Source organism: Streptomyces sp. NPDC046859 (assembly GCF_040645135.1).
Classification (GTDB): Bacteria; Actinomycetota; Actinomycetes; order Streptomycetales; family Streptomycetaceae; genus Streptomyces.
This window is the reverse complement of record NZ_JBEYXR010000017.1, coordinates 32,995-44,874: the sequence shown is the minus strand read 5'-3', so window position 1 is coordinate 44,874 and position 11,880 is coordinate 32,995. Positions and strand designations below refer to the sequence as shown.

The window sequence follows — 11,880 nt, the reverse complement described above, 5'->3', positions numbered from 1 at the left end:
ACAGGCCCGGCAACCGATGAACCGTCAGCCGCCCACCAGGGCCGACGGAGGCTTAGCGCCGGTTTTCGTTCCGATGTTCCTCAACCCCCTAGACGCCCGGGCAAGCCCAACCAGGTTTCGGCGTGACCCACCGTGGTCCGCCCTCTCGCCAGGACATCGTCCGCTCGATCCCCCAACGACGGCGCCCCAGGCGTTCGCTGGACTCGATGCCTTTGCGGGCGATGCGCACGCCGATGCGTTTGCCGCGTAACCATTTCCGCAGGTGGGGGACGTCATACGCCTTGTCGGCGTGCAGGCGCTGAGGCTTGAAGTGGCGGCCGCGGTGGGGGTCGTGTCTCCTTACGTTGTTCCTGGGTCTGATTCAGGACATGCTCGGGACCGGACTCCCTCAGGACTCGCAGCAGGCCGGGCGCCCGCCGGGCGACGTGGTCGACGACGGCAGTGACGTAGGCGTGGGCGGTGCCGACGGATATGCCGAACCCGGCGGCGATCTGCGTAAGCGGGTCGTGCCGGCGCAGGTAGACCAGGGCGACGAGAGCACGCTGGTGAGGCGGGAGCTTGCAGCGTCGGTCACCCTCACGGGTGACGATGAGCATGGTTACCCACTCGACGAGGGCGTGAGGCAGGTCGAGTGCGGCAGGATAGGGCACCAACGAGGCTCCTGCGCTGACGAGTTGAGACGTCGAACACCTCACTCAACGGCACGCGAGCCTCGTGCGTTGCGGGACACCGACCCGTCACCCGACCAGTGGCCACGCCGAAAGAGCTCAGTGAGCCAGCCCGAGGGCGGCAAGGAGCACTGCGAGCCCGTGCCCACCGACACCCTGGACGCTACGGCTGCAGACCGAGCACCTGGGGTCGAGTCAACAAGTCAGGGAGCACTGTGAACAGCCGGGACCGCACCCCGTACTTCCGCTGGCAGCGCCACTTGCCGCGCCTCTTCACCGCGTCGCTGATCAATCGGGCTGCGGCCCGCTACGGTTTGCCGACCGCTGGTGTGCTGCGGCAGTGGACGTGCCGCAACTCCCCGGCCCGGCTGGACGGCGGCGGCGTGCGGGCCGACGCGGAGATCGTGCTCAACGAAGCGCGGGGTTGAGCCGGCGGCGCTGGCCCGGGCCCTGCCCGCTTTCACCGTGGATGATCCCAAGAGCAGCAGCGGGGCCGTCCGACCGCCGGTGAGGGGGCCTCAGGAGCCGTACAACGCTTCAATGTCGGCCGCGTACGCCTGCACGATCGCGGCGCGGCGCAGCTTCAGCGACGGTGTCATGAGGCCGTTGGCCGTGCTGAACTCGTGCGGGATGATCCGGAACGCGCGGATCGCCTCGGCCTGGGAGACCGCCGCGTTCGCCATCGTCACGGCCCGCTGGATCTCCCCACGCAGTTCCTCGTCGATCGTCGCCTCCCGGGGCCGGGCGTGCTGCTGTGCGCGGAGCCGGCACCAGTGCTGGGACGCCTCGGGATCCAGGGTGATCAGCGCCGCGATGAAGGGACGGTTGTCGCCGACGACGAGGCACTGGGAGATCAGGGGATGTCTCAGCAGCCGCTCCTCCAGCACCCGGGGATTGACGCTCTTGCCGCCACTGGTGATGAGGATGTCCTTCTTGCGCCCGGTGATGACCAGGAAGCCGTCGTCGTCCAGCCGGCCCACGTCGCCCGTCGCGAACCACCCGTCTCGCAGCACCGACCCGGTGGCCGCCGGATCGCCGAGATAGCCGGAGAAGACGACGTCCCCGCGGACCCAGATCTCCCCGTCCCGTGCCACGTGGACGGAGCAGCCGGGCAGGGGTCTGCCGACGGTCCCGTAGCGGGGCCGGCCCGGTGGCTGGCTGGTCACGGCGGCGGTCGTCTCGGTGAGCCCGTACCCGTCGTGGATGGTGACCCCGGCTCCGGCGAAGAACAGGCAGAGTTCCCGGTCGAGACTCGACCCGCCGGAGGTGGCGTACCGGACCCGGCCGCCGAGGACGGCCCGCAGCCGCCCGTACACCAGACGGTCGAAGACGGCGTGCGAGGCCTTCAGCAGCGGTCCGGGCCCCGAGCCCTCGCCCCTGTCCCGGCGCTCCACTTCCTCGGCGTAGCGCACCGCGACGTCCACGGCCCGGTCGAAGAACGCCTCCCGGCTGGCTGCTTCGGCCGAACGCCTGGCCGAATGAAAGATCTTCTCGAAGATGTACGGCACGGCGAAGACGTACGTCGGCCGGAACGACGCCAGGGCGGGCAGCAGCGCGGCGGGGGACAGGTCCGGCTGATGCCCCAGCCGGATGCCGCCGCGCATGCAGACGACCTGCACCATCAGACCGTAGATGTGCGAGAGGGGCAGGAAGGCCAGAACGGCCGGCTGCTCACCGGGCTCGGCGAGGACCTCCCGCCAGCCCGCGTTCAGGGTGTCGCATTCGGCCGCGAGACCGGCGTGGGTGATCAGGCAGCCCTTGGGGTGAGGGCCGGTGGTGCCGGAAGTGTAGGCGATGGTGGCGACCGAGCCCGGCTGCACAGCCCTGCGGTGCTGGTGCACCACGTGGTCGGGGATGCCCCGGCCCGCGTCCGCCAGCCATTGGACGCAGTTCGCGTCCAGTTGCCATATCGCCCGCAGCAGCGGCAGCTGGTCGCAGACCGCCCCCACGGTCATGGCATGGTCCTCGTGTTCCACCACGACGGCCACCACCTGCGCGTCCGACAGGATCCAGCGGACCTGGTCCGCCGAGGAGGTCGGGTAGACGGGCACCACCTGGGCGCCGATGGACCATAACGCGTAGCTGAACAGCGTCCACTCGTAACGCGTCCGGGACATCACGGCGACGCGGTGACCGAACTGGATCCCGCCGGCCAGCAGCCCCTTGGCCAGCGCCAGCACCTCGTCACGGAACTCGGCCGCGGTGACCGCACACCACCTCTGCTCGTCCAGGGGGTCGCGCCGGGCCAACTGCTCGAGCTTCGGGTCGCGTTCCGCCACGTCGTACACCGAGTCCGCAAGGCCTCCCGCCGACAGGGTTTCCACCAGTGCCGGAAGGCTGAAGTCACGCACGCTACCCCCAGGATGAGCCGTCCACCGTGCCGCGCCTCGCGGCGGGCAGGGGCGCAACATACCGGCAGGCATCCCGGGTGCCTAGGTGCTGTCGGCCAATTCTCGTTGCATTGGTGCGCGGTGTCCGGTGCCGGGGTTCTCCCACACCGTTCAGGCCTCCCCACCACTGGTGCTGTGATCCCGGGCAAAGTGGCAGCACCTGCAGGCCGCTTGCCGGGAGGGGGTGTGTCAACTTATCGGCTGATCGCGGTTGCTGAGGTGTCAGTTGTTGCTCGGGGTCAGGCTGCCCTCGAAGGCGATCTAGAAGGCGTTCAGGGGTGCCTTCCAGCGCATGGTCCACCGCTTGCGGCCCTTCCCGGTCGGGTCCAGGCTCATGGCCTCGAAGGTGCCGGCGGTGTCTCGGGGCACCCTCACCTCCACCGGACCGACGTCGGTAAGTACGGTCTTGGCCCGGGTGCCGTTGCGGCTGTTGCCGTTGTTCTTCCCGGCCGGGTCGTGCTTGTCATAGCCGACGTGGTCGGTGATCTCGCCCTCCAGGGCGGACTCCAGCAGCCGCCTGGAAGCTCCTATAGATCGTCAAGTGGTCGGCTGAAGCTGTTGGGGCGTGATGTGTGGGCGAGGCAGGTGTCTGTAGACCTCCCGAGCGACGAACCGTTTCAGACAGCGGATGATGTCCTTCTTCGACATGCCTTGGGCGGTGCGGCGGGCAACGTACTCCTGTGTTCGGCGATCGTGTCGCATGCGGACGATGACGATGGTGTGCAGAGCCCGGTTGGCCTGGCGGTCGCCTCCGCGGTTGAGCCGGTGGCGGTCCGTTCGGCCGGAGGATGCTGGGATGGGTGCAGCCGCGCACAGGTGCGCGAAGGATGCCTCGGATCTCAGCCGCTCGGGGTTGTCACCAGCGGTGATCAGGAGCTGGCCGACGCTCTCAGGACCGACACCCGGCAGGGCAACCAGCTGAGGGGCGGCCCTCGTCACTAGGGGCTTCAGCTCAGCGTCCGCATCGGCGATCTCCTGGCTGAGCGCCCGGTATCGGCGGGCGAGACGCCGCAGAGCGGTCCTGACGGCGCAGGCCGGGTCCGCCAGACCGCCAGCGGGACGAGAGCGGGCCAGGTGGTCGACCAGCTCCACCGTGGGCATTCCCCGGAACTGCTCGCGCACCTCGGCAGGGGCGGTGATGATCAGGGTGCGGATCTGGTTGATGGCCTGGGTGCGGGCCTTGATAGCTGAGCTGCGGGCTACCCGCAGGGCGCGCATGGCCTCGGCGATGCCGTCGCGGGACTTCGGCGTCCCCTTTGCACGGCCCGAGAGTACGGCCATTGCTGCGGCGTAGGCGTCGACGGGATCGGACTTGCCATTGTCTCTTCGGGCCTTGCGGTCGGGCCGGTCCACCTCCATGACGGTGATGCCGTTCGCCATCAGGAACCGAGCCAGCTCGGCTCCGTAGGCGCCGGTTCCCTCCACTCCGACAGCGAGGACCTCGCCGTGCGAGCGCAGCCAGTCCAGTAGCTGCTGGTAGTCGGCCGGGCTGGGGGGGAACGGCTGCGTGGCCAGGTGACGCCCGACCGTGTCGATGACTGCGGCCTGGTGGATGTCTGTGTGGGTGTCGATCCCGCCGATGACGGCTATCTCATCCGCTGCCATGCTGGTGTCTGCTGTCCTTCCGTACGGCACGTGAGGGGCGGCACGCGCGCCGGTCGGGCAGACGGACAAGACAGTGATGGGACCTTTGGCCGGGCTCCTATGAAGTCACGGATGCCCGATCGGCCGCGCGCAGCGGCACCGCTTGGTAGATCGACAATTCCAAGCAAGGACAACCCAAGTGCCGATGGGCTGCCGGGTCAGACCTCCAAGCGGTGCCGCGGGCTACATCATCACTGTCAGCTGCTGCAACAACCCGCCCTCGCCGGTCAGCTGCAGTCCCTCGCTTCGGACTCGGTCAACCAGCATCGCGACGAGCTCCTCGTCAGACACCGCACTCGACGGTGCCTGAACCACCTGCTCGGCCTGCTCGTTGTCCACGGCGGTCTCCGTCATCAGACGCATCTCCTTGATCATCAGATCCGCCGTTGATTAGACACTCCCGCCCGTAGCGGGGGTCGCACGCTGGGGGTATGGCCGCAGTGAACGTGTATCCGCCGGCCGACGAGGGTGGCCGGCGCGTCCGGGTCGGCGGCAAGATCCTCGGCCGGGCGTTCCGCGTCCTGGACATCGCGGCGTTCTTGCAGAAGTCCGGGCTCCAGGACTTCGACGAGATGGACGTGGTCCGGTCCGACCTGATCGACTGGCGCGGCGGCGGACCGGAGATCTGGACGTAGGGGCGCCCCGCTGCAGACTCGCCGAGAGGGACAGCGAGGCGTGGCTTCGGTCAGGGCTCCATGGTGGTGTACTCGATCGTCTTGACGGCCGATGCGGTCACGACCGTTACCTTCCACATCCCCTGGCCCGGGTATGCCTCCTTCCCGCGCTGGGGGTCGATGTGGAGGAAGGCGCCCTGAATGGCGACTCTGGCCTGCTGCACATTGCTCATGAGGTTGCTCGGGGACGTGGCGTCCGGCACGAGCTTGTCGTAGAGGACAACGTCGGCGGTATACCAGTGCAGTTCGTCCATAGCGGTCCCTTCCTTTGGTGCGGCTGGGATGCCGCGGGTCCCGCGAGCGTGGCAGCAGGGTCTGACAACGGCCCCCTTTTCGGGCGGCGACCGCCTCTCCCTCCGTCCACGCCGTCCCGCACCCGGTGCAGTAGCCGCCAGGAGCCCGTCCTGGGCGGCTCGCTGTTTCAGTTTTCGTCGGCGATGGCGGTGGCTCGTTCGCGTGTGAGCTGGTCGCGTTCGTCGACGGTGAGGCCGCCCCAGATGCCGTCTCGGTAGTCGTTGGCGATGGCGTAGTCGGTGCAGGCGTCACTGAGGGGGCAGCGGGTGCACAGGGCCTTGGCTGCGGTCGTCTTCTTCTTGAGCGGGGTGGTGCGGCTGGAGTCGACGAGCAGGTCTGGCTGTTCCCGGCAGGGGGTGTCCGGGTTGACCAATCCGACCTCCTCTTGGAGGTCCGGCGTCGAAAGGCGTGTGCCGGGAGCGGGTTCCCGCGCAGATGCGGGAACCCGCTCCGCCGCATCCTGAGGGCCGACGCCCCTTGGCCGGCCGTCCCCAACTCGGCTCGCCCTCCCCACCGATGAAGTCGGTGATCTTGGGAAGGAGGACACAACGATCTTCGTTCTCGGGAGGGGAAGACCGGCATGACCGTACCCGCACCACGCGACCGGCGCCTGTACGGCGACCGGCGGTTCGACCTCCGTACCACCACGCTGTTCTTCGTCCTGCTGGCGCTCGTCCTGTGTCTCGTGGCATCGGTGGGCCGCATCGCGATGGGCATGGTGGAACGCCGCCCGGAAGGGGCCGGACTGCTCGCCGTACTGATCGTCGCGTCCGTGCTCGCCTCCCGGTCCCGGTGGCGCAGGCTGTCCGCCGCGAGATGCGCGCGCCGCGCGGCCGAGGCGCTGGAGGCCGCGGCCGAGACCGCGTCCGACAACCTCCGCGACATGCGCCATACGACGGCGACGGAGGGCATGCGCGGCACGGCGGCGGCCGAAGGCGTCAGGGGCGCGGCAGCGGCCGTGGCGCTACCGGCCGTCGAGTGTCCGGCAGGCGCGGCGGAACCGGCCTTCGGGTACGGCGCCGATCCTCTCCGCCCGGAGGTGTCGCCGGCGCCCAGCCCGGCGGCGGCAGCGGGGGAGGAGGCCACCGCCGTTCTCGACCTGCCGGTGGACTGCTTCGAACTCGACCCCGACGCCTTCGAGCGGACCGTGGCCGACCTGTGCCTGCGTGATGGCTGCGGGGACGTCAAAGTGGTCGGAGGAGCCGGGGACTTGGGCGCCGACGTCACGGCCGTCACCCCGGACGGGCGGCGCCTGATCGTCCAGTGCAAGCGCTACTGCGAGACCAACAAGGTGGGCTCCCAGGATCTCCAGCGGTTCGGGGGCACCTGCTTCACCGTCCACGAGGCCGACATTGCCGTGGTCGTCACGACGAGCGACTTCACCGCCCCCGCCCTCGAATACGCCGAACAGTGCGGAATCCTGTGCGTGAACGGCGACGAACTGAATGCCTGGCACGACGGTACCGGGCCCCGGCCGTGGGACTTCGAGGTCACGACCGCTCCCTGAGCGACCGGGCGAGCTTGAGGGGGCCGGGGTCTTCGGTCTAGGCATCGAGGGTGTCGAGGACGCGGTGCCGGGTGTCGCCGCCGCGCAGGGAGAAGTCGGCGCGCTTCTGCTGCCGGACGTACCTGCTCGTGGTGATCACGCGGGTGCGCAGGGCCTCGTAGGCGACGACTGCCCTTTCGAGGTCGGCGCGCAGGGCCTCGGCGCGGTCCCAGCACTTGCCCCTGGCGGACCCGGCAGGCCGTCGCCGGGTCCGGGGACGGTCTGCCGCTGGGGGTTCTGGCTGGTGTGCAGCTGTACTCGACGGATGCCGACGGGCGGTATGAGGGGCGCGCCCACACCCTGAGCACGTCCCCTCCCTCCCCGGCGCTACGATCCGGTTGATCATCGAACCGGGGAGGCGACATGGCCGAGGGCCGGGAAGGGACGGGCACCGTCGCGGAGAGACCGGTGGAGTTGGCCTACCAGCTCACCGTCGACGATCTCGCGGCAGCGATCCGTACCCGGGCGAAGGTCACCAGCGCGGGTCGTTTCCGGCGTCGGCTGCTGGTCTACACGCTGGTGGTCACGGCCGTCGGAGTCCTTCTGTCGACGCTCGGCGACGGCCGGCCTGACACTCCGTGGTATCTGTACGTGGCGCTGGTGGCCTCCGTCGCCTTCATGACCGCCGGGCCGCGGCTGCAGGCTCGCCAGTTCCACCGGCTCAGCGAGCGGCAGGGTGACTTCCGCGCCGTCGTCGACGACATGGGGATCTGCCTCACCACCGCCCACAGCTCGGCCAGCCTCGACTGGCACCTCTACCCGCGCTATGCCGAGACCCCGGAGCTGTTCGTGCTGCTCAGCGCCGACAAGTCCGCCGTCGGCGTCGGCGTGCTGCCCAAGCGCGGCCTGAGCAACCCGGAGGATGCGGACCGGCTGCGGGCGATCTTCGGTCGGCACCTCGTACGCGCGGACGCCGCCGCGGCGTCGGACGTCGACGGGACGCCGAGCCGGGGCCGGGACGTCGGGCGCGGAGCGGGCTCCGTCGGGCTGCTGCTCCTGGGGCTGGTGCTGCTCTTCTTCGCCTACGCCGCCGTCCAGAAGACCGTGGATCCAGATGCCTTCCCCCGGCTCCAGCACAACAACGCGCCGGTCTCGGCCATCGCCCTGATCCTGGGGGTGTCGGCCGTCGCCCGCGCATGGTGGGTTGTACGCCGGATGAAGGTGATGCGGATCGTGACCGCCGTGCTCGCCGCAGCCGTGCTGCTGGTCGGCGGCGCCGCCGTCTACCGCGTCGGGCCGATGCTGCACTGCTGGGGCTCGGACCGGATCGCCCGGGGCCCCGACGGCGACTACGCCTGCTACGACTTCTGAGCGGGCCCGGAGCCCACTCCGCGGTGGCTGCGCGGCGCAGCCACCGCAAGTGCCGAAGATCTCGATGGTGGAGGTCGACGAAGCAGTCCGGCGGCGTGCTGGTGGGCTCCACGCACGGTGAAGTCCACGCTCAGGATGGACTAGTCGATGCAGCCTCCGCGTGGGCGTCGGCCTGGGCGGCCCGCAGGATTGTGCGACATCCCGCGAGTTCCCCTGAACCCCGCTGAGTCCTTGCCCCGTGGTCAGGGTTTTCTGTCTCCTTGGGGTCCGAGCTGCCGTGCCCTCGCGCCCGCCGATCTTTCCCCGGACAACGAGGCTGGCAGCTGCGTACCCCATCCAGGGCGCGCCCTGGATGGGGTAGCCCTCTCGCTGTGTGTGTCGTCTCGGCGCTACAGAGGAGGCCACCGGCCGCCGGGCAGATCAACTCCTGGGCGTACACCCCTGTCCTACTCGGGGTGGATGCCGATGGTGAGGAGGTGTTGCTGCTGGGGGGGAGGGTGTTCCAGCGAGTGCGTTGCTGCTCGGTCCATCGCTGGAGGATGGGGGAGGGGTCCCGGCCGCAGAGGTGGTCCAACTCCGGCTGCTGGTAGGTGCGTGATGTGGGGCCAGGGGGGGGCCATCAGGGGCGATCGCGGTGAGTGCCTGGTTTGTGGTGGGGGCCAGGCGGCCTTGTTGCGCTTTGTGGCGTGTTTCTACCAGCCACCTGGCGAGGGGGAAGCCGTTGTGGTGGGGGAGAGGTGGCCGTGAACCTGGGCTGAGAGAGCATCTGATCAACGTTCACACCGTTCTGGCGTCCATGTCCGTTTCGGTTCGCCACGTTGGCGTAGATTCTCCCGTGAGCTCGCGGGACATTTTGTTAGCCATCGCCCAGTGGATCATCGCCCGGGACCTCTGCGGGAGGGCCTCCTAGTCCCGTGCCAGGCGACGGTGCTGCATCAGCCAGCCGAATCCGCTGGATCACCCACCGTTTCGGCAGCGGTTCGAACCCCTTCGTCCGCCGCTGCACGACTTCCACATCGATACCCAGGCCGGCGCCGTGGTTGAGGATGCTGCTCTGGTAGCCGCCGTCGGCCCAGACCTTCGACACGGTGGGGTGGGCCGCGGCCAAGCCGTCGAGCAGGAGCTTGCCGCCGGTGGTGTCGTGCACGGACGCGGCGGTGACCAAGACGGCCAGGACCAGGCCGAGGGTGTCGGTGATGACGTGCCGCTTGCGTCCTTTGATCTTCTTGCCGGCGTCGATGCCCTGACTGGTCTCGGCCACATTTGCCGAGGTCTTCACGCTCTGCGCGTCGATCACGGCCGCTGTGGGCTCCGTGCTGCGGCCGTGGGTTCGGCGGGTCTTGCCCCGGAGCAGGTCGTGGACCTGCTGGGTGGTGCCGTCGGCTTCCCACTTTGCGTAGTAGTCGTAGACGGTCTTGTACCGCGGGAAGTCGTGCGGCAGGTACTCCCATGGGATGCCGGTGCGGTACGTAGAGGATCGCGTTGACGATCTCCCGCAGATCGTGCACTCGGTCCGCTGTGCCGGGTCCGGTTCGCCTGGCTCGCCAGGCGGCGAAGACCGGTTCGATCAAGGCCCAGCGGGCGTCGGAGACATCACTGCGGTACGGACGACGAGCACTCACGCCCCGCCCAACGACCGCCAACACCGGCAGTCACAAAATCCTCCCCAACTACCAACTACATAGATCAGATGCCCTCCAAGTCAGTAACCACCGACCGCGGCACGGCACAATACGCGATCTGCCCACCAGCGGCGGCCCACAGCCGGGCGTCGTGCCGTGGTTGTCAGCGTAGTCAGCTGAACGTGTTGCAGCTGGAGACGCGGCCGGAGCGGTAGCCGGTGGAGAACCATTGCTGGCGCTGGCGCGCGGAGCCGTGTGTCCAGGTGTCGGGTGTGACCCTGCCCTGGTAGCGCTGCTGGATACGGTCGTCTCCGACGGCGGCGGCCGCGTCCAGCCCGCGGTTGATGTCCTCCTTCGTCAAGTCGGTGATCAGTGGCTTACCGCTCTTGGGGTCGGGGGTGGTGGTGGCGTGGTGGGCCCACACTCCGGCGTAGCAGTCCGCCTGCAACTCGAGTTTCACCGAACCGCTGTTCTGGCCCTTTCCGCTGCCGCGGGAGATCGTTCCGCTGAGGTCCTGGACGTGGTGGCCGTATTCGTGCGCGATGACGTAGGCCTCGGCGAACGGGCCGCCCTTGGCGCCGAACTTGCTGCTCAGGTCGTTGAAGAAGTCGAGGTCGAGATAGACCTTGTCATCGGCTGAGCAGTAGAACGGGCCGACGTCGGAAGTCGCGTTCCCGCAGCCGGTATTCACACTGCCGGTGAACAGGAACGTCGGGGCTGGCTGGTAGGGCTTGCCGACGGCTGTCTCCGTCTGCTTCCAGAATGCCTGCACGCTGTCGACCATGGCGACGATCCGGCACTCCTCGTTGCGATTGGCGTCGGCACCGGTCCGGCAGTCCGCCGCGAGGTCCGCGGCTGACTTGCCGGACGGGGACGTGTCACTGCTGCCCGAGCCGAACATGCCGGGGTCGACACCCAAGAGCACGGACGCGACCAGCACCACGAGCCCGACCAGTCCCCCGCCGATGGTCTTCCCGCCGCCTGGGATCCCGCCCAGCGCACCTCCCCGCCCGTCCTCGACCTCGGACGTGTCCAGAGCAGCATCGTCGTCGAATTGCATACGTTGGCCTTCCCTCAAGCAGCACGCTGGACCGCCCCGCGTCGTCCCGCTCGCCTACCCCGTACGAGGACATCCCCATCCCGTCCTCTTCCTGCTACACCTCTGGGAGGAGCCGGCGGGCGACGCCGCGACGCCGGAGGAGGTAGCCGAGGACCGCGCTCGTCGTAGATCAGCAGGTCCATACGCCGTCCTCGGCTGGCGCCTTTCCCCGCGAGGCGGGCCAGCTGGACCTGCGCCCGGCTGCGGATCCACTGGTAGAGCAGCCGTGCGCTCAATATCGGCCCGTGGCATCGGGCTTTTGTCACGTGCATCTCGTGTCGTCGGTGGGGGCCGATGTGTCTGCGGGCTGATGGGATGGCTGTGTCACTCTCCAGGGATGTCGTTTCGACGTGTTCCGGGAGTCATTGACGCCGGTATTTCATGGTCAGTGTCGGTGAGTTCTGACGTCGCTTGGCCCGGGTCTGAGTAGTTGCGGTACGGGAGGTAGCGCTGACGGTCAGCCCCAAGCAAGGCCGCCATCGAGGCCCGCACAGACAACCGACACCCCCCTGCCCGCCCCGTCCAGACCAACGAGCAGTGCGGAGTCTGAGGACTACGGTGAGCTGGGGAAATGCCGTCGCTAGCGGGCTCTCGGACACATAGGCTCCCTTGCCGTGGCTGACCTTATACAG

General features: G+C 68.8%; 10 protein-coding genes and 4 pseudogenes. 4 read left to right on the top strand and 10 right to left on the bottom strand.

Going from position 1 to position 11,880, the window contains the following annotated elements; all coding sequences use genetic code 11:
- Nucleotides 1-148: 148 nt before the first annotated feature.
- Together ABZ899_RS24265 and ABZ899_RS24260 are read right to left on the bottom strand one after the other, a co-directional pair.
- Nucleotides 149-307, bottom strand: a pseudogene (locus tag ABZ899_RS24265) (transposase); the annotation flags it as partial.
- Between the two features lie 55 nt (nt 308-362).
- A pseudogene (locus tag ABZ899_RS24260) lies at nt 363-653 on the bottom strand (transposase family protein); the annotation flags it as partial.
- A gap of 230 nt (nt 654-883) precedes the next feature.
- On the opposite strand from ABZ899_RS24260, the gene ABZ899_RS24255 reads away from it, so the two are divergent.
- A complete protein-coding gene (locus ABZ899_RS24255) occupies nt 884-1,096 on the top strand; it encodes a hypothetical protein (protein ID WP_361349840.1) in 213 nt (70 codons plus the stop codon).
- Between the two features lie 90 nt (nt 1,097-1,186).
- Here the strand turns inward: ABZ899_RS24255 and ABZ899_RS24250 are convergent, their stop codons facing one another.
- From ABZ899_RS24250 to ABZ899_RS24235, 4 genes and pseudogenes are all read right to left on the bottom strand, one after another.
- The gene (locus ABZ899_RS24250; protein WP_361349837.1) at nt 1,187-3,019 is read right to left on the bottom strand and encodes an AMP-dependent synthetase/ligase; all 1,833 of its coding nucleotides are present in this window, start codon (nt 3,017-3,019) and stop codon (nt 1,187-1,189) included.
- Nucleotides 3,020-3,391: 372 nt separating this feature from the next.
- Nucleotides 3,392-3,571, bottom strand: a pseudogene (locus tag ABZ899_RS24245) (transposase); the annotation flags it as partial.
- A gap of 24 nt (nt 3,572-3,595) precedes the next feature.
- Nucleotides 3,596-4,663: an IS110 family transposase gene (locus ABZ899_RS24240; protein WP_361349834.1), complete on the bottom strand. Its 1,068-nt coding sequence runs from the start codon at nt 4,661-4,663 to the stop codon at nt 3,596-3,598.
- 222 nt (nt 4,664-4,885) lie between these two features.
- Nucleotides 4,886-5,056: a hypothetical protein gene (locus ABZ899_RS24235; protein WP_361349831.1), complete on the bottom strand. Its 171-nt coding sequence runs from the start codon at nt 5,054-5,056 to the stop codon at nt 4,886-4,888.
- Between the two features lie 77 nt (nt 5,057-5,133).
- Between ABZ899_RS24235 and ABZ899_RS24230 the strand changes: the two genes are divergently transcribed.
- A complete protein-coding gene (locus ABZ899_RS24230) occupies nt 5,134-5,337 on the top strand; it encodes a hypothetical protein (protein ID WP_361349828.1) in 204 nt (67 codons plus the stop codon).
- A 50-nt stretch (nt 5,338-5,387) separates the two neighbouring features.
- Here the strand turns inward: ABZ899_RS24230 and ABZ899_RS24225 are convergent, their stop codons facing one another.
- Complete coding sequence (locus tag ABZ899_RS24225; RefSeq protein WP_361349826.1) at nt 5,388-5,630, bottom strand: hypothetical protein; 243 nt, start codon at nt 5,628-5,630, stop codon at nt 5,388-5,390.
- A 167-nt stretch (nt 5,631-5,797) separates the two neighbouring features.
- Nucleotides 5,798-6,043 (bottom strand): WhiB family transcriptional regulator, encoded by a 246-nt coding sequence (locus tag ABZ899_RS24220; protein WP_361349823.1) that lies wholly within the window; start codon nt 6,041-6,043, stop codon nt 5,798-5,800.
- 207 nt (nt 6,044-6,250) lie between these two features.
- Between ABZ899_RS24220 and ABZ899_RS24215 the strand changes: the two genes are divergently transcribed.
- Together ABZ899_RS24215 and ABZ899_RS24210 are read left to right on the top strand one after the other, a co-directional pair.
- Nucleotides 6,251-7,177 carry a restriction endonuclease gene (locus tag ABZ899_RS24215; protein ID WP_361349820.1) on the top strand — a complete coding sequence of 309 codons (927 nt, stop codon included), beginning with the start codon at nt 6,251-6,253 and terminating at the stop codon, nt 7,175-7,177.
- A gap of 402 nt (nt 7,178-7,579) precedes the next feature.
- A complete protein-coding gene (locus tag ABZ899_RS24210) occupies nt 7,580-8,527 on the top strand; it encodes a YcxB family protein (protein WP_361349817.1) in 948 nt (315 codons plus the stop codon).
- A gap of 777 nt (nt 8,528-9,304) precedes the next feature.
- Here the strand turns inward: ABZ899_RS24210 and ABZ899_RS24205 are convergent.
- Nucleotides 9,305-10,149: pseudogene (locus tag ABZ899_RS24205) on the bottom strand (IS5 family transposase).
- Between the two features lie 172 nt (nt 10,150-10,321).
- Nucleotides 10,322-11,209 carry a neutral zinc metallopeptidase gene (locus ABZ899_RS24200; RefSeq protein WP_361349815.1) on the bottom strand — a complete coding sequence of 296 codons (888 nt, stop codon included), beginning with the start codon at nt 11,207-11,209 and terminating at the stop codon, nt 10,322-10,324.
- Nucleotides 11,210-11,880: the final 671 nt, after the last annotated feature.

Bases quoted from the DNA above. Each gene is read 5' to 3' on its own strand.
- ABZ899_RS24210 (WP_361349817.1), top strand. From the start codon at position 7,580: ATGGCCGAGGGCCGGGAAGGGACGGGCACCGTCGCGGAGAGACCGGTG.
- ABZ899_RS24240 (WP_361349834.1), bottom strand. From the start codon at position 4,663: ATGGCAGCGGATGAGATAGCCGTCATCGGCGGGATCGACACCCACACA.
- ABZ899_RS24200 (WP_361349815.1), bottom strand. From the start codon at position 11,209: ATGCAATTCGACGACGATGCTGCTCTGGACACGTCCGAGGTCGAGGAC.
- ABZ899_RS24215 (WP_361349820.1), top strand. From the start codon at position 6,251: ATGACCGTACCCGCACCACGCGACCGGCGCCTGTACGGCGACCGGCGG.
- ABZ899_RS24225 (WP_361349826.1), bottom strand. From the start codon at position 5,630: ATGGACGAACTGCACTGGTATACCGCCGACGTTGTCCTCTACGACAAG.
- ABZ899_RS24230 (WP_361349828.1), top strand. From the start codon at position 5,134: ATGGCCGCAGTGAACGTGTATCCGCCGGCCGACGAGGGTGGCCGGCGC.
- ABZ899_RS24235 (WP_361349831.1), bottom strand. From the start codon at position 5,056: ATGACGGAGACCGCCGTGGACAACGAGCAGGCCGAGCAGGTGGTTCAG.